The sequence below is a fragment of the Xanthomonas sp. D-99 genome, from assembly GCF_017746145.1.
GTDB lineage: Bacteria > Pseudomonadota > Gammaproteobacteria > Xanthomonadales > Xanthomonadaceae > Xanthomonas > Xanthomonas cissicola.
In genome coordinates, this window is sequence record NZ_JAGHWU010000005.1 from 179,300 (window position 1) to 200,001 (window position 20,702).

At 66.9% G+C, this 20,702-nt stretch carries 17 protein-coding genes and 1 other RNA gene; 5 read left to right on the top strand and 13 right to left on the bottom strand.

The genetic code is table 11. The features are described from left to right. Positions 1 to 98: 98 nt before the first annotated feature. From ftsL to J7360_RS03045, 3 genes are read right to left on the bottom strand one after another with little or no spacing between them, the layout of a single operon-like run. Positions 99 to 362: a cell division protein FtsL gene (gene ftsL / locus J7360_RS03035; protein ID WP_005910928.1), complete on the bottom strand. Its 264-nt coding sequence runs from the start codon at positions 360 to 362 to the stop codon at positions 99 to 101. Continuing rightward, positions 359 to 1,402: a 16S rRNA (cytosine(1402)-N(4))-methyltransferase RsmH gene (rsmH, locus tag J7360_RS03040; RefSeq protein WP_057660570.1), complete on the bottom strand. Its 1,044-nt coding sequence runs from the start codon at positions 1,400 to 1,402 to the stop codon at positions 359 to 361. The genes ftsL and rsmH overlap by 4 nt, the downstream gene beginning before the upstream one ends. 14 nt (positions 1,403 to 1,416) lie before the next feature. Beyond that, on the bottom strand, positions 1,417 to 1,872 hold the full coding sequence (locus tag J7360_RS03045; protein ID WP_081027600.1) for a division/cell wall cluster transcriptional repressor MraZ: 456 nt from the start codon (positions 1,870 to 1,872) through the stop codon (positions 1,417 to 1,419). Between the two features lie 315 nt (positions 1,873 to 2,187). Between J7360_RS03045 and J7360_RS03050 the strand changes: the two genes are divergently transcribed. After that, positions 2,188 to 2,955 carry an NRDE family protein gene (locus J7360_RS03050; RefSeq protein ID WP_089113067.1) on the top strand — a complete coding sequence of 256 codons (768 nt, stop codon included), beginning with the start codon at positions 2,188 to 2,190 and terminating at the stop codon, positions 2,953 to 2,955. Positions 2,956 to 3,353: 398 nt separating this feature from the next. On the opposite strand, the gene rnpB is transcribed toward J7360_RS03050, so the two are convergent. Both rnpB and rsmI read right to left on the bottom strand, forming a co-directional pair. Next, an RNA gene (rnpB, locus tag J7360_RS03055) (RNase P RNA component class A) lies at positions 3,354 to 3,780 on the bottom strand. Positions 3,781 to 3,926: 146 nt separating this feature from the next. Continuing rightward, positions 3,927 to 4,748 (bottom strand): 16S rRNA (cytidine(1402)-2'-O)-methyltransferase, encoded by an 822-nt coding sequence (rsmI, locus tag J7360_RS03060; RefSeq protein WP_005910936.1) that lies wholly within the window; start codon positions 4,746 to 4,748, stop codon positions 3,927 to 3,929. Between the two features lie 120 nt (positions 4,749 to 4,868). On the opposite strand from rsmI, the gene J7360_RS03065 reads away from it, so the two are divergent. Genes J7360_RS03065 through J7360_RS03080 form a run of 4 tightly spaced genes read left to right on the top strand, consistent with a single transcriptional unit; the run spans position 4,869 to position 8,884 of the window. Beyond that, a complete protein-coding gene (locus J7360_RS03065; RefSeq protein WP_176215015.1) occupies positions 4,869 to 6,560 on the top strand; it encodes a penicillin-binding protein activator in 1,692 nt (563 codons plus the stop codon). A 3-nt stretch (positions 6,561 to 6,563) separates the two neighbouring features. After that, positions 6,564 to 6,932: a YraN family protein gene (locus J7360_RS03070; RefSeq protein ID WP_007968683.1), complete on the top strand. Its 369-nt coding sequence runs from the start codon at positions 6,564 to 6,566 to the stop codon at positions 6,930 to 6,932. A 30-nt stretch (positions 6,933 to 6,962) separates the two neighbouring features. Further along, positions 6,963 to 7,502: a metal-dependent hydrolase gene (locus J7360_RS03075; protein ID WP_209033226.1), complete on the top strand. Its 540-nt coding sequence runs from the start codon at positions 6,963 to 6,965 to the stop codon at positions 7,500 to 7,502. Beyond that, a complete protein-coding gene (locus J7360_RS03080) occupies positions 7,499 to 8,884 on the top strand; it encodes an FAD-linked oxidase C-terminal domain-containing protein (RefSeq protein ID WP_057660579.1) in 1,386 nt (461 codons plus the stop codon). The genes J7360_RS03075 and J7360_RS03080 overlap by 4 nt, the downstream gene beginning before the upstream one ends. A gap of 13 nt (positions 8,885 to 8,897) precedes the next feature. Here J7360_RS03080 and J7360_RS03085 read toward each other — a convergent pair whose 3' ends face one another. The 8 genes from J7360_RS03085 to J7360_RS03120 form a co-directional block, all read right to left on the bottom strand. Further along, positions 8,898 to 9,614, bottom strand: coding sequence for a response regulator transcription factor (locus J7360_RS03085; protein WP_057660581.1), 717 nt, complete (start codon positions 9,612 to 9,614; stop codon positions 8,898 to 8,900). Continuing rightward, positions 9,604 to 12,264 carry a sensor histidine kinase KdpD gene (locus tag J7360_RS03090; RefSeq protein WP_022558295.1) on the bottom strand — a complete coding sequence of 887 codons (2,661 nt, stop codon included), beginning with the start codon at positions 12,262 to 12,264 and terminating at the stop codon, positions 9,604 to 9,606. Before J7360_RS03090 ends, J7360_RS03085 begins: the two co-directional genes overlap by 11 nt. Positions 12,265 to 12,319: 55 nt before the next feature. Beyond that, entirely contained in the window at positions 12,320 to 12,949 is a 630-nt protein-coding gene (kdpC, locus tag J7360_RS03095; RefSeq protein ID WP_022558294.1) for a potassium-transporting ATPase subunit KdpC, read from the bottom strand. 40 nt (positions 12,950 to 12,989) lie between these two features. After that, the gene (gene kdpB / locus J7360_RS03100) at positions 12,990 to 15,038 is read right to left on the bottom strand and encodes a potassium-transporting ATPase subunit KdpB (protein ID WP_057663139.1); all 2,049 of its coding nucleotides are present in this window, start codon (positions 15,036 to 15,038) and stop codon (positions 12,990 to 12,992) included. 12 nt (positions 15,039 to 15,050) lie between these two features. Next, a complete protein-coding gene (gene kdpA, locus J7360_RS03105; protein WP_022558292.1) occupies positions 15,051 to 16,844 on the bottom strand; it encodes a potassium-transporting ATPase subunit KdpA in 1,794 nt (597 codons plus the stop codon). Between the two features lie 15 nt (positions 16,845 to 16,859). Next, positions 16,860 to 16,952 (bottom strand): potassium-transporting ATPase subunit F, encoded by a 93-nt coding sequence (locus J7360_RS03110; protein ID WP_005910961.1) that lies wholly within the window; start codon positions 16,950 to 16,952, stop codon positions 16,860 to 16,862. Between the two features lie 450 nt (positions 16,953 to 17,402). After that, positions 17,403 to 18,761 (bottom strand): type III secretion system effector F-box protein XopI, encoded by a 1,359-nt coding sequence (gene xopI / locus J7360_RS03115; RefSeq protein WP_209033228.1) that lies wholly within the window; start codon positions 18,759 to 18,761, stop codon positions 17,403 to 17,405. Positions 18,762 to 18,986: 225 nt separating this feature from the next. Continuing rightward, complete coding sequence (locus tag J7360_RS03120) at positions 18,987 to 20,567, bottom strand: CocE/NonD family hydrolase (RefSeq protein ID WP_209033230.1); 1,581 nt, start codon at positions 20,565 to 20,567, stop codon at positions 18,987 to 18,989. Positions 20,568 to 20,702: the final 135 nt, after the last annotated feature.

Here is a 20,702-nt window from a genome sequence, read left to right on the forward strand (position 1 = left end):
TGCAAAACGGCTGTCCTGCCGTTTTGTCATGGGCGCACCTGCATAAGCGCCACCCTGCGGGCGGCTGCGCCGTGCAAAACGGCTGTCTTGCCGCATGCTCATGGGCGCACCACCACGATGTCGTTGGTCTCCGGGAACTTCATCCCGATGCGCGCACGCGCGACCTGGTCGACCCGGTTGCTTTCCGCCCACGTGGCCTGCTCCAGCTGCAGCCGGCCGAATTCGATATTCAATTCGTCGCGTGTGTGTTCGAGCTTGGACAACTGCACGAACAGCTTGCGATGCATGTGGCGCATGTACACCACACCGATCGCCGAGGCGATGCTGCAGGCAAGCAGCACGACGAGCAGCAAGCGGCTCATTGGGCGTCTCCTGGAGATGCCGGGATTGGGGATTGGGGATTGGGGATTCGCGCAGAGCACCTCTCCAACCCCGAATCCTGAATCCCGAATCCCAGCTTTTCAGCCACCCGCAATACCGCGCTGCGTGCGCGCGGGTTGACGTGCAATTCGGCGTCGTCGGCCTTGATCGCGCCGCTCACCAGTTGCAGCGTGGCAACGAACGGCTGGGCTTCGGGCAAGCGGCGGTTGCTCGGCGGCGCCTTGGCGTAACGAGCCATGAATTGTTTGACGATGCGGTCTTCCAGCGAGTGGAAGCTGATCACCGCTAGACGGCCGCCCGGCTTGAGCGCGCCCAGGGCGGCATCCAGCCCGGCTTCCAGATCGGCCAGCTCGCGGTTGATGTGGATGCGGATGGCCTGGAAGCTGCGTGTGGCCGGGTGGGTCTTGCTGTCGCCGCGCGGCATCACCGAAGCGATCAGGTCGGCCAGTTGCGCGGTGCGCAGCAGCGGCTGTTCGGCGCGCCGCGCCACGATGGCGCGCGCGATACGGCGGCTCTGGCGTTCTTCGCCATAGGTCCACAGCACATCGGCGATCTCGCGGTCGCTGGCCTGCGCCAGCCACTCGGCTGCGCTCTGGCCGCTGTCCGGATCCATGCGCATGTCCAGCGGGCCGTCCTTGCCGAAACTGAAACCGCGCTCGGCCACGTCCAGCTGCGGCGAAGACACGCCCAGATCCAGCAGGATGCCGTCGACGGTGGCGGCGGCAACCACCTGGCCGAGTCCGGCAAAACTGCCGCGATGGATGGACACGCGCGCATCGCCACCGAAGCTGTGTTCGGCCACCGCGATCGCGTCGGGGTCCTTGTCCATCACCAGCAGTCGACCTCCCGGGCCAAGGTGTTCCAGCACGCCGCGCGCGTGCCCGCCACGCCCGAACGTGCCATCCAGATACGTTCCGTTTTCGGTCACTTGCAGGCCATCCAGCACCTGCGTGTACAGCACCGGCACATGGGCCGCCGGGGACTGCGACACCGGGTGACCGGGCTGCGCTTCACCGCGCATCCGGGCACCCCGGCTCACAACCTGAGATCGAGCAATTCATCGCCCAGATCCCCGTCAGACAATGTCTGCTGGATCAGTGCGCGATGTGCCTGCTCGCTCCAGAGTTCGAACTTGTCGCCCATGCCCAGCAGCACGGCTTTTTTCTCGATGCCCACTGCATTGCGATGGCTGGCCGGAATGCTCAGACGGCAGTTGGCGTCCAGCTCGAGCACCGCCGAAGAACCCACCAGTTTCTGCTGCAGCGTGCGGACCACGCGCTGGGTATTGGGCTTGGACATCACGTCGTCGCGCACCCGCTCCCACTCCTTTTCCGCATATAGCCACAGGCATCCGGCTTCGAACGGGTTGTAGGTGAGGACCAGACGGTTGCCGCTGACACGCGCAACGAGGTCGCGGTATGCGGTTGGCACCGCCATACGCCCCTTGTCGTCCACCGTGATGGCAGTCTCGCCCTGAAACACCGAATGCAACCTCGAATACCCGCTGGGGGATCATTGAACCACGAAAAACCACAAAACACCTGGTTTTCCCTCCGTTGCCCACCTTAGCAGCGCGTCAAAGGTTGTCAACAACTTTGAGGACCACAAATCGCCAGTCGCATCAATGAGTTGCGGCACTCTTTAGAGACTTGTTCAAAGGTTATCCACAAGTTGCTGTTTCATCTCATATTTTGAGATTGAACGGAAATTCAGGGCGGTGAAGGCCATGTAAACCCGACTGCCGTCTCACTTCACATTGCGCCAGCTACGTATCTCAACTGCGCAAACAAGGTGACAATCGGCGACATGTGTCTGGTCGCTCTTGCCTGGAAGGTCCACCCGCGCTGGCGTTTGCTGCTGGCAGGCAACCGTGACGAATTCCACGAACGTCCCACTGCGGCACTGGCGCGCTGGGCGGCGCCGGCCGACAACCTGCTGGCTGGCCGCGACCTGCGCTCCGGTGGCAGTTGGGTTGGCCTGGGTCGGGACGGACGCGCTGCGGTGGTCACCAATGTGCGCGACCCGCTCGCCACTTCTTCGGGGCACTCGCGCGGGCATCTGATCGCCGACTATCTGTCCGGCAGCCTGGGCGCTACCGTGTACGCCGACGCACTGGCCGGCGCCGCCCACGCCTTCCCACCGTTCAACCTGTTGCTGTGCGACGCCGACCGTTGCGAGCACCTGAGCAACCACCCGCCACTGGCGCGGCAACTGGCTGCGGGCATCCATGGCATGTCCAACGGGCCGCTGGATGCGCCGTGGCCCAAGACCGCTGCGCTGACCCAGGTGCTGCACCGCTGGTGCGCCGACGGCGATGAAGACCTGCAGCCGCTGTGGGCCGCCCTGGGCAACCCGGCCATCGCCCCCGACGCTGCGCTACCGCAGACCGGCGTGGACCTGGTGACCGAACGCCTGCTCTCGGCCGCCTTCATCAGCGGCCCCAGCTACGGCACCCGGGCCAGCACCATCGTTGCGGTGGACCATCACGGCCATGGCTTCATCCACGAACGACGCTTCGGGCCGAATGGGATTTTCCAGGGCGAGGCGCGCCTGGAGATCCCTGGCTCGCGTTGACAAGCCACACTCATGCGCATAGCCGAGGAGTCGGCGCATGAACCCACTATTCCGCTGTTTCTGCGCCAAAAAACCATCGAATCTGGCCACCAATGCCGACCTGGCGGCGCAAGCCCGCGCGATTCACCCGCTCGTTCGGCTAGCGCCAAACACGGCGGCAGGCGTTACGAATTGCGTGCCCCCATCCGCCCTTCGGGCACCTTCCCCCGCAGGCGGTGGAAGGGAGTCGATCGCATAGCGAGAGCCTCGACCAACGGCCTACCTGCAAGTCCCCTTCAGTCAAGGGGGCGCGGCGACAGCCGCGGGGATGTGGCATGCCCGGAGCCGGGACCCGCGTTTTGTACCGCCTGCGCAGTACGAAGCGTGGCCGCCTTTTTTAGGCCTACGCCCAAAAAAGGCGGCGGAGCCGGCCGATAAGCCGGGTTCTGTCGTGGACAGTCATTCGTCTAGGCGCTACGTCACCGCAGCGCTCAAGCAACCTACCCGGATCCAGCGCGGGCCACGCCAATGGATCCCTATTTGGTCTTGCTCCAGGTGGGGTTTGCCGTGCCGGTCCGTTACCGGACTCGCGGTGCGCTCTTACCGCACCATTTCACCCTTACCGGCCCCTCGCCACCCCTCTGCGGCCTCCGGGCGCACTTGGCGATGCGATGCATCGCCGGCACGTTCCAGCGGCGGCAGAGGGGTGACGAGGGACGTAGGCGGTATCTTTCTGTTGCACTTTCCGTCGGCTTGCGCCGCCCAGGCGTTACCTGGCACCTTGCCCTATGGAGCCCGGACTTTCCTCGGCACTCTTGCGAGTGACGCGACTGTCTGGCCGACTCCGCCGGGGCGCATTCTACGCTATCGCTGCCGTGCAGAACGGCGCGGCAATTTCAAGCTTGCCATTGCCCTGCAGGAGCGCACCCGGGCGCGAGAGGCGGTACCGATCAACCACCGTCGCATCCAGCCACGGTCCTGCGATGACCGCATTAGCCGCCATACAACGCCTTCCGCGGCGCGCCTGTGAGCTCGGCAGCGAGCTTGGCGGCGGTGGACGGCGGGAGGTGCTCGGCGAGCTTGGCGTAGACGCGGCGGCCTTCGGCGAGCTGGCCTTCGGCGGCGTCGGCGGCGCCCTGCACCATCACCACGAATTCGCCCTTGCGCTGGTTGTCGTCGGCTTCGACCTGGGCCTGCAGCTGCGCCAGGCTGCCGTCGAGCACGGTTTCGAAGAGTTTGGTCAATTCGCGGGCGATCACTGCCGGGCGCTCGTCGCCGAAGGCAAAGCGCAGGTCGGCCAACGATTCGACGATGCGGTGCGCCGATTCGTAGAACACCAGGGTGCGGGTCTCCCCTGCCAACCGCGCCAGGCGCTCGCGACGGGCGGCGCTCTTGGCTGGCAGAAAGCCTTCGAAGCCGAAGCGGTCGCTGGGCAGGCCAGCCACGCTGAGCGCAGCGATTGCCGCGCAGGCGCCCGGGACCGGGCTGACCTTGATGCCGGCGGCGCGCGCGGCGCGCACCAGTTTGAACCCCGGGTCGCTGACCAGCGGGGTGCCGGCGTCGCTGACGATGGCCAGCGACTCGCCTTCGCGCAGGCGCGCCACGATGCGTTCGGACATGGCGTCTTCGTTGTGGTCGTGCAGCGCCAGCAGCGGGCGGTCGATGCCGAAATGGCCGAGCAACTGGCGGGTATGGCGGGTGTCTTCGGCGCAGATCGCGGCCACGCCACGCAACACCTCCTGCGCGCGCGGCGACAGGTCGGCCAGGTTGCCGATCGGCGTGGCGACCACGTGCAGGGTTCCAGGGGACGTCATCAGCGGTTTTCCGGGGGCAAAGGGTAGAATCGTAGCGTTTTTAACGGTCCGCCCCGGCGGCCCCTGTCCAATGGATCTGAAATGAACAAGCGTGTTGCAAGGATCTCTGCCCTTTCGCTGATGATGATGCTGGCCGCCGGTTGCGCCACCAGCAGCGTCACGCCGACCGCCTCGCCGACGCAGAGCGCAGCGCTGGCACTGCTGGATCAGGGCAAACCGCGCGACGCCGCGCAGCAGCTGGAAGCCGAAGCTGCCAGTGCCAGCGGCGCGCAACGCAGCCGGCTGCTGGCTGCCGCGGCGTTCGGCTGGCACGACGCTGGCGACGATGCGCGCGCCCGCACGCTGCTGGCGCAGGTCAACGCGCGCCACCTGAGCGGCGAGGAGCGGGCCCGCTTCGGGCTGCTCACCGGCGAGCTGGCGGTGCTCGACAAGCAGGGCGCACAGGCATTGCAGGCCCTGGGCGACAGCCCGCAGGGGCTGACCCAGCCGCTGCAGACGCGCTGGCTGGTGGCCCGCGCTGCGGCGCTGGAAGCCACCGGCGACCTGTTCGGTGCCGCCGCCGACCGCGCGCGCGCCGATGCCAGCCTGACCGGCACCGCGCGCAGCGACAACCAGCGCGCCATCGTGCGCCTGCTTGCCGCGCTCGACGACGCCACCCTCAAGGGCCGCACCGCTGCGTTGCCGGCAGGCGACCCGTTGTACAACTTTGCCGGGCGCGCGTTGATCAGCCGCGGCCTGGCATTGCCGCGCGCCTTCGAGCGCGATGCACAGTGGGGCTTCGACACCAGCAAGCGCCCACCCGCCGAGCGCGATGGCTACCGCCCACCGGTCAAGCTGGGCGTGCTGCTGCCGATCACCGGCAACCTGGCCACCGCCGCCGCGCCGGTACGCGATGGCCTGCTGGCCGGCTACTACGCGGAAACCCGCCGCCGCCCGGAGGTGCAGTTCTTCGACACCGCCGGCACCGCCGCCGGTGCCAATGCCGCCTACGACAAGGCGGTGAGCGCCGGGGTGGATTACGTGGTCGGCCCGCTGGGGCGCGACGAAGTCAGCGCGTTGTTCGCGCGCGGCCAGCTGGCGGTGCCGGTGCTGGCACTGAACCGTCCCAGCGACAACAAGGCCCCGCCCACCGGCAGCGCAGGCTTCTCGCTGGCGCCGGAAGACGACGGCATCATGGCCGCCGAATACCTGCTCTCGCGCGAACGCCGCAACGTGCTGATCGTCGGCACCAGCGACGACAACGGCAAGCGCACCATCAAGGCCTTCCGCGACCGTTTCAGCGAACGCGGCGGCACGGTGGCCGGCAGCATCAGCGTGGCCGACGCGCCGGGCGACATCGGCGCGCAGCTGCGCAATTACGGCACCGCCGACGCGGTGTTCCTGGCGGTGCGCGGCAACACCGCGCGTGCTTTGGCGCCGCAGCTGGCGCTGGCCGGATTCGCCGGCAAGTCGCGCGTGGGCACCTCGCAACTAGTGGCCGGCACTGGCAAGGTCGAAGACGATCTGGCGCTGGATGGCATCGTCTATCCGAGCGAAACCTGGACCGCCCTGGGCGTGTCCGGCCTGCCGGCGGTCAGTCAGGTGGCCAGCACCCTGCCCAGCGCACGCGGCCCGGCCGCCCGCCTGTTCGCGTTCGGCTACGACGCCTGGAAGATCACGGCGTACCTGGAGAAACTCGCCACCGGCACCGATGGCGGCCTGCGCGGCGCCACCGGCACCCTGCACCTGGATGGCTTCGGCAACGTGCTGCGTACGCCGGCCTGGTCCACCTTCAGCGGTGGCCGCCCAACGCCGATCGCCGACGGCCGCTGAGCCATGCCGGTGGCGCGTCAGCAGCGTGGTGCGGCGGTCGAGGCGGCCGCACGCGCGTTGCTGGAGCAGGCCGGGCTACGGCTGGTGGTCGGCAACGCCAACTACCGCGGCGGCGAACTGGATCTGGTGATGCACGATGGGCCATCGCTGGTGTTTGTGGAAGTGCGCTACCGGCGCGACGACCGCTTCGGCGGCGGTGCGGCATCGGTGGACTGGCGCAAGCGTCGCAAGCTGGTGTTGGCCGCGCAGTTGTTTCTTGGCGCTCACCCGGCCCTGGCGGCGCTGCCGTGCCGCTTCGATGTGGTCGATGCCAGCGGCGAACCGCCGGTATTGCACTGGATCCGCGACGCGTTCCGCGCCGACGATTGCTGACCGCCACCGACGCTCACGCCAACGTTTCTTATGCCAACCATCATGACCCATGCTGCCGTGCCATTGGCGCTGTGGTGGGCCAGCGAACGCGGCCGCATCTCGCCGCTCCTGCTCGCGGCCGGCGTGGCGGCGGCGATGCTGCCCGATGCCGATGTGCTGGCGTTCGCGCTGCACATTCCCTACGCCGATGCATTCGGCCATCGCGGCGCCAGCCACTCGCTGTTGTTCGCCAGCGTCATCGCACTGCTCGGCGCCGCGGCGCATCGCAGCCTGCGTGCGGATGCCGTGCAGGCGTCCGTATTTTTGTTCGTCTGCGCCGCATCGCACCCGCTGCTGGATGCGATGACCTCCGGCGGCCTGGGCGTTGCGCTGGGCTGGCCGTGGAGCCAGACGCGCTGGTTCGCACCATGGCGGCCGATTCGGGTGTCGCCATTCGCGACCGGCTTCTTCAACGCGCGCGGCCTGAGCACGTTGCTCTCCGAGCTGCGCTGGGTCTGGTTGCCGCTCACCGTCGCCTTGCTGGGGTGGAAATGCATCCAGCGCGCGGCACCACAGGATCGCATGTCATGACCGATGTACTTCCCACCGCACTTGCCGAGGTGTTGGCCGCGCGCCTGGGTACCGATGGCTGGTTGACTGGCGACGATGCGCGCCGCCGCTATGGCGAAGACGATTCGCGCCGCTGGGCACTGCCCGCCGCGGTGGCGTTGCCGCGCGACACCGACGAGGTGGTGGCGATCGTGCAGGCGTGCCGCGCGCACGGCGTGCCGATCGTGGCGCGCGGCGCCGGCACCGGCACCACCGGCGCGGCGGTGCCGTTTTCCGGCGGCGTGGTGGTGTCGATGGCGCGCATGCATCGCCTCATTGCGCTGCGCCCGGAAGACCGCTGCGCGGTGGTGCAACCGGGCCTGCTCAATGGTGACCTGCAACAGGCGCTGCAGCCGCATGGCTTGTTCTGGCCGCCGGATCCGTCCAGCGCGGAGATCTGCAGTATCGGCGGTAATCTATCCACCAACGCCGGCGGCCCGCGCGCGGTGAAGTACGGCGCCACCCGCGACAACGTGCTCGGCCTGGTGGCGGTGACCGGCACCGGCGAGGTGATCCGCTGCGGCGGCGCGTACACCAAGAACTCCACCGGTTACGACCTCACCCATTTGCTGGTCGGCAGCGAGGGCACCCTGGCGATCATCGTCGAGGCGACCTTGAAGCTGACCCCGCGCGCGATTGCGCAGGCCGGCCTGCGCGCGCTGTACCGCGATGCGTCCAGCGCCGCAGCCGCGGTGTCGCGGCTGATGGCGCAGCCGACCACGCCGACCATGCTGGAATTCATGGATGCCAGTGCGATCGCGCTGCTGCGCCGCAATGGCAGCGATGTGCCCGACGCCGGCGCCATGCTGTTGATCGAAGCCGACGGCGATCACGACACCTTGCCGTACGCGCTGCAAGCGTTGCACGACGCCGCCGATGGCGAGGGTGTCTTGAGCCTGGACGTGGCCACCGATGGCAGCGCACGCGACAAGCTGTGGGCCGCACGCCGCGCCTTGTCGCCTGCCCTGCGCACCATCAAGCCGGGCAAGATCAACGAAGACGTGGTGGTGCCGGTGTCGCGCATCCCCGAACTCGTCGCCGGCGTGGAAGCGCTCGCTGCGGAATTCGCGCTGCCCATCGTCGCCTTCGGCCATGCCGGCAACGGCAACCTGCACGTCAACATCATGTACGACCCGGCCGATGCCGACGAAAATGCCCGTGCGCATGCCGCCCTGCCGCGGCTGTTTACGCTGGTGCTGGCGCTGGAAGGCACGCTCTCCGGCGAGCACGGTATCGGCGTGGCCAAGCGCGATTTCATGAGCCAGGCGTTCAGCGCACCGACCTTGGCGGCGATGCGCGCGATCAAGGCCGCGCTGGATCCGGATGGGATCTTGAATCCGGGCAAGGTGTTGCCGCCCGCTTAGTGGCGCGCCCGGATCAGCGCGTGACGCCGATAAAGCGCAGGCCCACGCCGAGCTCGGTGACGATGTAGTGCGGGTCGGCGGCATCGTCGTGCAGTTTCTGGCGCAGCTTGCCGACCAAAATGCGCAGGTAATGGGTGTCTTCTTCGTGGGTCGGGCCCCACACTTCGCGCAGCAACTGCGGTTGGGTGACCACGCGGCCGGCGTGTTTGAGCAGCAGTGCGAGCAGGGCGTATTCCTTGCGGCTCAGCGGCACGGGCTCGCCGTTGAGGGTGACCTCGCGCAGGCCCAGGTGGATATGCAAGCGGCCGTCGTCGAACACGCTTTCTTCCACCGTGCTGCCGGCGCCGGCCTGGCGCAGCAGCGAGCGGATGCGGGCCATCAATTCCTGCACGCCGAAGGGTTTGGTGACGTAGTCGTTGGCGCCGGCATCGAGCGCGGCGACCTTTTCGGTTTCGCCGGCGCGCACGGTGAGCATGATCACCGGCACGTTGGACCACTGGCGGATCTCGTGCAGCACTTCATGCCCATCGCGATCGGGCAGGCCGATGTCCAGCACCACCAGTTCGGCGCCCTGCCCGGCCAGCAAGGCCAGGCCTTCTTCGCCGGTGCCGGCCTGCAGCACACGATAGCCCTGCGCACGCAGGCTGATGTCGAGGAAACGGCGGATCTGCGGCTCGTCGTCGACGATCAGCACGCGGGCGGGCGGGATGGCGGTGAGGTCAGTCGGCATCGGGGCGAGGTGGCGCGGCGGGAACGAGCAACGGCAGCGTAATGCGGATGGTGGTGCCGTGACCATGCGCGCCTGCCAATGCTTCCACGCTGCCCCCGTGCGCGCCGATCATGCCCTGGCAGATGGCAAGACCCAAGCCGGTGCCGTTGCGCCCGCGGTCGCCGCGCTCCACGCTGTAGAACATGTCGAAGATCCGCGCGCGCTCGTCTTCGGGAATACCCGGACCCTGGTCGCCGATGTCGACCTGCAACGCGCCGGCACGCAGCTGCGCGTGCACGGTCACCGGCACGCCGGCTGGCGAAAATTTCGCCGCATTTTCCAGCACGTTGAAGATGGCCTGTTCCACCAGCGCCGGATGCACCCAGATCGCCGGCAGGTCGGCGGCCAGGTCCAATTGCAGGCGCACCTCCGGCTGGTAGCGCTGCAGGCGGCGGGCGGCCGAGCCAATCAATTCGTCGACGCCGATCCAGTCGCGATTCAAGGTCAGGCCGGTGTGGCCGAGCCGGGTCATGTCGAGCAGGTTCTGGATGTAGCGATCCAGCCGCTCGCCTTCGAGCTGGATGGTGTCGAGCAGACTGTGGCGGTCGTGCGCGTCCATCGCATCGCCGTAGCTGGCCAGGCTGCTGGCCGAGCCGATCATCGAGGCCAGCGGCGAGCGTAGATCGTGCGAGACCGACGAGAGCAAGGCAGAACGCAGGCGCTCGGTTTCGCCGCTGACGCGTGCGCCTTCCAGATCGGCGACCAGGCGCGTGCGCAGCGCTGCCTGGCCGATGTCTTCCACCATCGCTTCGGCCAGGCGGCGTTGTTCCAGGCCGGGCCGTTGCAGAGCCTGTCGAAAGCGCAGCGCGGCCACACCCAGGGTGCCGCGCTCGTGGCGCACCGGCAGGCACCACCACTGCGCCCCGGCCAGGGTATCGGTGAAGCGGCCGGCCGGTTGGCCGTGGCGCTGGGTCCAATCGGCGGCGCTGCGATCGAGCGCACCGAAGCTGCTGGGTGCGTCGCTTTCGCGCTGCTCCAGGCGTAGCCAGACCTCGGCATCCAGCGCAGTGGTCAGCGCGCGACGGCCGGCTTCCAGCACCTGCCCCAGATCGGCGGCGGTGCTGAGTTGGCGGGCCAGCGCCTGCAAGGCGTTGGCATGCGCATTGGCCGCGCGCAAGGCCAGGACCTGGCTGCGCAAACGCGAGGCCAGCCGGCCGGCGACCAGCGCGGCGATCAGGAACATGCACACCGTCACCACGCCCTGGCGTGCGCTGATCTGCAAGGTGAAACGCGGCTCGATGAAGAAGAAGTTGTAGGCGACAAAACTCAACAATGCGGCAACCACCGCAGCGGCCATGCGCGTGCGCGACGCCACCAGCACCACCGCGACGATGAACACCATCGACAGGTCGTCGATATCGGTCCAGCGTTGCAGCAACCACGCCACCCCCACCGCACCAGCGGCCGCGATCGCAGCGAACGCCATGTCGTAACGCTGCAGCCATTGGCGCGGGTTGCGCCAGCGTTGGCGCGCACGTGCGCGCGCATCGGCGGAGCTGACGATCACCAGTTCGTAATGCGCGCCACGTTGCAGCAATTGCTGGGTCAGCGTGCGGTTGAACATGCGCGCCAGCGGGCGCTCGCGGGTGCGCCCCAGCACCAGGGTGGAGATGCCGTTTTGCGAGGCGAAATCCAGCAAGGCATCGGCGACGTTGGCGCCGTGCAGCAGCGCGGTGTCGCCACCGAGGCGATGGGCGAGCGCGAATGCGCGATCGATTTCCAGCTGCCAGGCTGCATCGGTCACGGTGCGGGCCTGCACGGTGACCACCGTCCACGGTGCATCGCGCCGCTCCGACAGACGCCGCGCCACGCGCACCAGATAATCCGAGCTGCCGCGGCCATCGATGGCCACCACCACGCGGCGTCGCAACGCGGCGGTGCCAGGCAGGCCGCGCGCGGCCTGGGTATCGCGCAGATCGCTGTCGACGCGGTCGGCAGCGGTCTGCATCGCCAGCTCGCGCAACGCGGTGAGGTTGGAAGGCGAGAAAAACGCCTGCAATGCCTGCGTGGCCTGCTCGGGCAGATACACCTTGCCCTGCTGCAGGCGCTCGATCAGTTCGCGTGGCGGCAGGTCCACCAGCACGATGTCGCGCAGCCGGTCGAAGACGGCATCGGGCACGGTCTCGGACACGCGCACGCCGGTGATGCGCAGCACGATGTCGTTGAGGCTTTCCAGGTGCTGGATATTGACCGTGGTGTAGACGTCGATTCCGGCATCGAGCAACTCTACGATGTCTTGCCAGCGTCGCTCATGGCGGCTGCCGGGCACGTTGCGGTGCGCCAGCTCGTCGATCAGGGCCAGCCGCGGTTTGCGTGCCAGCAACGCATCCAGGTCGAGTTCTTCCAGCATGCGGCCCTGGTAACTCACGCGGGCGCGCGGCAGCAGCGGCAGGCCTTCCAGCAGCGCCGCGGTTTCGCTGCGCCCGTGCGTTTCCACCACGCCGGCCACCACATCCATGCCCTGGCGCAGGCGCTCGCGCGCCCGCGACAACATGGCGTAGGTCTTGCCGACCCCGGGCGCGGCGCCCAGGAACACCGTCAACCGCCCGCCGTGTTCGCGCTGTAATTGGCCGATCAGGGCATCGGCTTGCTGGGTACGGGCGTCGTTCATCGGGAATCGGGAATCGGGAATCGGGAATCGCAGAGCGTACAGCTGCGTGATGATCCTAGTGCGCCTGCTTCACACCATTCTCCAGTCCCGACGCCCCATTCCCGGCTTGATCGAGCGCCAGATTCAAGGCGAGCACATTCACCCGTGGCTGCCCAAGCAGTCCGAACTGGGGTGCTTCGGTGGCCGCCTGCACCAGGGCGGCAACGCGTTGCTCGGGCCAGCCGCGCGCGGCGGCCACGCGGCGGATCTGCACCCGTGCGCCGGCCGGGCTCAGGTGCGGGTCCAGGCCGCTGCCGGATTGGGTCAGCAGCTCGCCCGGTACGGCCTCAGGGGCGATGCCGTCGCGTGCGACCACTTGCGCACGCGTGGTGGCGATGCGGGCCAGCAGCTCAGGATTGGAGCGGGCCTGGTTGCTGCCAGCCGCGGCGGTGAGGTCGTACTTGGCAGCCGACGGACGCGGCTGGAAATAGCGCGCATCGGTAAACGGCTGGGCCACCAAGGCCGAACCAACCACGCGCGCATCGACGCGCATCAGCGACCCGGTGGCCTGCTCGGAGAACAGCGCACCGGTGATGCCGGTGGCGATCAGCGAGTAGGCCAGGCCCAACCCGAACAAGGTGAACACCGCGAGCACGAGCGAACCGCGCAGGACGCCGTCGTCGCGTAACGGCAAGGAAGAAGACATGGACATGTTCCCGGAAGAAGAAAGGGGCATCACGCGTGGCTCAGGCACCGAGGACGGCAACCAGCGCCAGATCGATCACTTTGATCGCAGCGAACGGCAGCAACACGCCACCCACGCCGTAGATCAGCATGTTCCGGCGCAACAGCGCGGTGGCGCTGGAAGGACGAAAACGCACACCGCGCAACGCCAGCGGAATCAAGGCCGGAATGATCAACGCATTGAAGATCAGCGCCGCCAGCACCGCATGGCGCGGGCTGGAGAGCTGCATCACGTTGAGCGCTGCCATCGACGGGATGGCGGCAGCGAACAGCGCCGGCAGGATCGCGAAATACTTGGAAACGTCGTTGGCCAGCGAGAACGTGGTCAGCGCGCCACGCGTGATCAGCTGCTGCTTGCCCACCTCCACCACCGCCAGCAGCTTGGCCGGATCCGAATCCAGATCCACCATGTTGCCGGCTTCCTTGGCAGCCTGCGTGCCGGAGTTCATTGCCAGGCCCACGTCGGCCTGCGCGAGCGCCGGGGCGTCGTTGGTGCCGTCGCCGACCATCGCCACCAGTCGCCCGCCCGTCTGTTCGGCACGGATGCGTGCCAGCTTGTCTTCCGGGCGAGCCTGGGCGATGTAGTCGTCCACGCCGGCTTCGGCAGCGATCGCGGCTGCGGTGAGCGGGTTGTCGCCGGTGATCATCACCGTCTTGATGCCCATCGCACGCAACTGCGCGAACTTTTCCTTGATGCCCTGCTTGACCACGTCGCTCAACTCGACCACACCGAGCACATGACGGCCTTCGGCCACCACCAACGGTGTGGCACCGCCACGTGCGACTTCTTCGATACGGCCCTGCAGTTCCGGCGAGACCGTCGCGCCCTGCGCCTGCACATACGCCACGATCGAATCGCCGGCGCCCTTGCGGATGCTGCGCCCGCCGATATCCACGCCGGACATGCGCGTCTGCGCGGTGAACGCGATGAAATTCCCACCCTCCGCCTCCGCTGCGATGGCACCTTGCTGACGCGCCAGCTTGACGATGGATTTCCCTTCCGGCGTCGGATCGGCCAGCGAGGCGAGCATGGCCGCATCGCGCAATTGCGCGCGGTCGACGCCGGCCAGCGGATGGAACGCAGTGGCCTGGCGGTCGCCGTAGGTAATGGTGCCGGTCTTGTCGAGCAGCAGCACATCCACGTCGCCGGCCACTTCCACGGCCTTGCCGGATTTGGCCAACACATTGGCCGACAGCGCGCGGTTCATGCCGGCGATGCCAATTGCCGGCAACAGCCCGCCGATGGTGGTCGGGATCAGGCACACCAGCAACGCGATCAGCAGCAGCGGATCCAGCGTGACGCCGACAAAACCCGCGATCGCCGGCAACGATGCCACCACGATCAGGAACGTCAGCGTCATCGCGGCCAGCAACAAGGTCAGCGCAATTTCGTTCGGCGTCTTTTGCCGGTTGGCGCCTTCCACCAACGCGATCATGCGATCGAGAAAGCTGTGCCCCGGCTCGGCGGTGACCTTGAACACGATCTCGTCGGAGAGCACGCGCGTGCCACCGATGACGCCGCTGCGATCGGTGCCGGCCTCGCGCAGCACCGGCGCCGATTCGCCGGTTACCGCCGCTTCGTTAATGGTGGCAACACCCCGCACGATCTCGCCATCGGCCGGCACGAATTCGCCTTCGGACACCATGACGTAATCGCCCGGGCGCAACTCCGCTGCCGGCACGCGCGTTTCGCGGCCACCGAGTACGGTTTCCACCCTGCGTGCCACCAGGTCCTTGCGCGCACGCCGCAGCGATGCGGCCTGGCCGCGGCCGCGCGCTTCGGCGATGGCCTCGGCAAAATTGCCGAACAGCACGGTGATGAACAGAATCGCCGTCACCGCCCAGCCGAAGCCGGCATGCGAATGCCCGCTGGCGGTGATCACCGCCGCCAGCAAGGTACCACCCATCACCACCGCCATCACCGGGCTGCGCAGCAGATGCCGCGGCGCCAACTTGGCGAACGCCGCACGCATCGCCGCAGCCAGCACGGCGGCATCGAACAACGCTGCGTCACCGCGCTCGCGTTTTTCAGTCGTATCGATCGTAGACATTGCTCAGAATTCTCAGGACGCCGCCAGGGCGAGGTGTTCAGCGATAGGACCCAGCACCAGTGCCGGCATGAACTGCAGCACGGTCAGCACGATCACGATCGCCATCAGGGTCAGCGCAAAGGTGGGCGTTTCGACCTGCAGGCTGCCGGCCGACTCCGGTGCACGCCGCTTCACTGCCATGCGTGCGGCCACCATCAACGGCAGGATCAATGCCGGATACCGTCCCAGCGCCAGCACCACCGAGCAGCTCAGATTCCACCAGTACGTGGCATCGCCCAGGCCTTCGAAACCCGAGCCATTGTTGGCGAACGCAGAGGTGTACTCGTAGAACACCTGGCTGATGCCGTGGAAGCCGGGGTTGGAATTGGCAGTCAATGCCGGGACTGCCAGCGCCACTGCAGTAAAGCCCAGCACCACCAGCGGCTGCAGCAGGATCAACAGCGCCAGCAACTGCACTTCGCGCGATTCGATCTTGCGACCGAACAACTCCGGCGTGCGTCCGGTCATCAAGCCGGCCAGAAACACGCTCAGCAACAGATACACCACGAATTGCTGCAGGCCGCAGCCGATGCCGCCCCAGATGGCGTTGATCAGCATGTCGACCAACGTGACCAGGCCACTCAGCGGCGCCAACGAATCGTGCATCGCATTGACCGAGCCATTGGAGGTCTGCGTGGTCAACGCCGCCCACAATGCCGAGGCGTCCGCACCGATGCGCACTTCCTTGCCTTCCATCAACGCCGGCGAGCTTGCGGTGGCCGAGTGCGCTTCAGACCACAGCAAGAGCGCGGTGGATGCGGCCGACATCGTCAACATCGTGCCGAACACCAACGCCGTGAGCCGCTTGCGCCCGGTCAGGTAGCCGACCATGAACACCACGCTCATCGGCAGCAAGACCAAGGCGAGGGTTTCAAGCAGATTGCTCAACGGCGTAGGGTTTTCCAGCGCCACCGAACTGTTGGGGCCATACCAGCCACCGCCGTTGGTACCGAGCTGTTTCACCGCCACCATCGCCGCAACCGGGCCCACCGCAATGGTCTGCTTGGGCATGCCGGCGCTGCTATCCAATGGCGTCGCCGTCGCTGCGCCCTGTAGCGTGGATGGCACGCCCTGCCAGCCGAGCAGCACGGTCCACAGCAGGCACAGCGGCAACAACACGCGTACGCTGGAGCGGACCACGTCGGCCCAATAATTGCCGACGTCGGCTTCAGGCAGCGCTTCCAGGCCGGAACCCGTGTGCTGGCGTCCCTGACGCGACACTTCCGGCTCCGAAATCTCCGCTACAGCCGTCGTGTCCAGAATCGGAGCAGCAATCGACGCCTGTTTGGCTACGCGCCCACCGAACAAGGCGCGCAGCGTCGCAACCGCCAATGCCAATCCCATCATCGGCGTCACCACCTGCAGGCCGACGATGCCGGTCATCTGCGCCAGATACGACAACTGCGCCTGGCCGGAATAATGCTGCTGATTGGTATTGGTGACGAACGACACCATGGTGTGCAGCGCGGTATCCCACCGCATGTTGGGGATGGCATCCGGGTTGAACGGCAGCCATGCCTGGGTCATGAACACCACCCAGGTCAGCAAACCAACGACAAGGTTGCTGAGCAGAAAGGCCATGCTGTAGCCGCGCCACGACATGCCCTGCTGCGGGCGTGTGCCGAGCAGTGCGTACAACGGCCGTTCGATCCAGCCGAACAGCGCATCGCCACGCATCGGTGCGCCGCGCATCACCGCGGCCATGTAACGGCCCAGGGGCCACGCCAGCACGATGGCCAGCGCGTACACAAGAAAGGTTTCAGTCATTGGAGCGCACTCGGATCAGAAGTCTTCGGGCCGCAGCACCACGTACAGCAGGTACGCAGCAGCAACGAGTACGGCCACGCCGCACAACAGGGACAACCAGCCAGGCATGTCGGTCACTCCCCCATCTGCGCGCACGGCGGCGCGATCAATGCGATGTGCAACGACGTAGGCAGCGTATGCGTGCCCACATGGCAAAGCGCTGCCGCACCGTGCGCGCAGCGCCGATGGAGCAGACAGGTCAAGGGATGCATCGGGATCGTCCACGGCGGAACCGCTCCGCCAATCTGCGCAGTCTCTGCCTGGGCCGCGTAAAGTCGCTATGGACCTGCCGCGGGCGCGACGTAAAGTCCGCATAAAATGCGCCGGGCAGCCCTGCGCCTCAACCAGATAACCCTCTGGGCGCTCCGACTGCTGGCTCCCCCGACTGCGCGGGCCTGACGGCGCGCAGATGGCAGCCATGCTGTGAAGCCCAATCTGCTCTAGGTCGCGCCGGACAGGGTGGCACCAGGCAGATGCACGTCTGCTGGTGTGACCACAGCACACTCAATCAAACAGTGCTCACATGTCCAGATACCTGCGCGACACAGTCGCAAGCATCATGCTGGCCGTGGCGATCGCGTCATCGCATCTGGCGATGAGTTCAGCGGCCTGGTTCGGAATCGCAGCGGCCTGCGCACGGACAGCGGCGATGACCGGTATCTGCTCGCTCGGGAAGAGGCTCCCCGCCGCTGCAAGCACATCCAGGCTGCACAGATAACGCACCGCGGCAGGCTGGTGTGGCAACGCTCCGGCCAACCGCCTCAGCACCGCAGCGCCACTCTCGGTGCTGTCCAATGCGTGCACGGCCCGCGTCAATTCCCTGAAGGCGGCCTGGCGCACTCCCGGATTGGGCAGTCTGTTCAACAAGGCCACCAAGTGGGTCAAGGCTTCGGCTCCATCGCCCGAACGCGCGAGGTACTCGGCAAGCTGCGCATACGCCTGCTGGAATCGATGGATCGGCTCCAATCCGACAAGATGCAGGCGTAGGGTCACCTCCGCCAGCAGGCGGGGGCCGGTCTGGAGCGCGGCAGCCTCGGTGATCGCCAGATTGACTGCCTCCTCGGGCAGCTGCCTGATCGCAGAGGCCAGCAAATGAAACGGAAGTGCTCCGCCGATGCCTCCGGCAGCGCCGCCCTGGGCCGGAGCCACGGCGCCTTGCGCGCCTGGCTCAGCATCACCTTGCACGCCCCCTGCATCAGCCTCTGCTACTGCCCCCATATGGCCACCGTGCGCTGCTCCGGCAGCAGCCTGCAGCGCCTGCCTTCGCGTGGCAATCAAACTGGGCAAGATTGCATGGAAGGCGAGCGCGCGCAGGTCCTCGGGCAAGCATCCCAGGTCATCCGTCAAGCGCGCCACCACGCGAAATGCCATATTCCCGGAATAGCGGGTGGCGTGATTCAACACCTCGGTAAACGCCTCAAATCGCTGCGCCTGCGGCAAGGATGGAATCCGCGCCGCAAGCCTTCCGTATCCGCGCAATATCTGCTCGCTGCGATCCTCATCGTCCGGATAAGGGAAATGCGTCACCTCGTCCAGGGCGACACGCATGCTCTCTGCACTATGGACGGCCCCGAACTCCAAGCTCGGGTCATAGCGCGGCCGCGCGGTCAGGAACGCTCGCATCCCGCTGGTGTCTTCCGCCATCTGCCGCGAGACGCTACCCAGGCGCGCGAGGCTGCGTGGTCCGCACCGCTGCAAAATCTCGCGACGGAGATCATTCGGCAGCGCAGAAAGTCCGTCGAAGGTCTCGGCACGCTGGGTTGGCACTGTGCCTGGATCGAGGACTCCTTGGCTCCCCGAAGCCTGTGACGTCAACGCCTCCTGCGTTTGGCTGGTTGACTCCACAGCATGCGGCAGACCGGTTCGATTGATCGGCATCTCGGGGCTCCTGCGGTGTGCCGCAGCAGCGGCATCGAGTTAGGCTTCGTGCCTACTTTCCCGAAAGCGGCATCATCTGCGCGCGCACTGTCAGAAATCGCGTTCGCCTGAACGAACGCGACGTGACCGGTGCAGATGTGGGTTCTGCGGATGGCCTGCCATCGGCCGCTGTTCGCCAGTACCGCGGCGGGCGACCTGGGATCGATGCAGATGCGGCGTGCCGCCCTACCGCAGCGGCACGTTCAACACGGACGGCGCTGCAACTGGCGAGGTGAATGTCACCGTGCCACCGCCCTCGCTGGCATCGGTATAGCGCGCGTCGCGGGTGTCGATCACCAAGACCAGTCGCTGCCCTGCGGGAATCTCGGTTGCCGCCGCCTGCAGCGGCCAGTCCAGCGTGACTGCGCGCCCCGATGTGGCATCGCGCAACGAATACGGCGCATGCGTAATCAGTTTCGCCACGCCCAGCGCATCCATGCAGTAGAGATACGCGAAAAGGCTGACGTTGGACTGACTGGGCACCACTGTGACGCGTAGCGACGGGCTACCGGCCAGGCGCCGGGTGCTGTTCGATGGCGAGCCGACCCACACTGCGGCGCCGGCGCGGTTGACCAGCGGAATGGAGGTGCTCACCGGCAGGCCGATGCCCTGCAGCAAACCGCTGACCAGCACCACCCCGGAATCGGCCACGGTCGGCACGTCGGTGGCGATGCGCGATTGCCAACCGCTCGACGTCCCGCCGGTCAATCCACCAGTGGGGCTCAGCAACCCTGCTGGTGCCGACAGACCAAGCTGTGTCGTGGCCTGTTGGACCGATGCCCAGTCCGGATAGTCCAGCCATTGACCCGCACGTGGCGAGAGCCGCACTGGCGCTTCTGCATCCACGCCGTTGCGAAGCTGCTTGAGATGGCGATCGAACCAGCGCGTGGTCGCGGTATAGATCTCATTCGGTAACCCCAATGCGCCGGGCAGCTCTGCGGTGGCGTGATCGCCCTGGCTGAGCAGCAGTTGTTTGGGGCCACGCAACTGGTTGAAGAACGCAATGGTCTGATTGGGCGGAAACAATCCGTCGTTGAAGGCATTACCCAACAGGACCGCGGTACCACGCGCATTGAGCGCTGCCACATCGGTCGAAGGGCTGCGCGAGGCGGCCTGCGGCAGGAAGCCCTGCACCGCGCCGTCGTAATCGCCTTGCGCCACGCGTGCGCCGATCTGCGCCAGATCCGGGCCGGCCCGGCCGGTCAGGGCGCCCGCACCCACCAGCAATCCCACGCCCTGCTGGCTCACCGTGCGATTGGAATACAGCGAGGCTTCCAGATCGGCCCAACCGCTGAGCGCGGCCACTGCCTTGATACGCGGGTCGCGCTCGGCCGCCAGCAGGCTGATGCCTGCCCCGTACGAAATGCCCGACGCGCCGATCGAATTGGGATTGGCCGGTGTATGCGCCAATGCCCAGTCGATCACCGCACTGACGTCTTCCACCGTGTCCGGCCCGGCGATATCGATCTGCCCAGCCGAATCCCAGAATCCACGCGAGGTATAGCTGACCACCACGTAGCCGTCGCTGGCCAGTTGGGTAGCGCGCCCCAGATATTCCAGATTGGGCAACGACCAGCTGGCCGGCATCACGATCAGCGGAAACGGCCCGGCGCCCTGCCCTTGCGGTACCAGCACCAATGCGCCCATTTGGGCGCCGTCCCAGCCTGGAATGCGTTCATAGGTCTTGCTGAAGGCGCCCGCCACGGCCGACGCCGATGCCAACAGCAACGCCAGTGCGGCGATGCTCCCGATCCAACGCTTGCTCATGCTGCTGTCTCCCATGCAAAGCCGGGCCGGGATGGCCCAGCGGCAACTGCGATGCATCCGTGGTTGGGGGGGAGAACGTGGCGAACGTACCAGACGGTACGGTATGGCTCAAGGGCCGGGATTCGGGATTCGGGA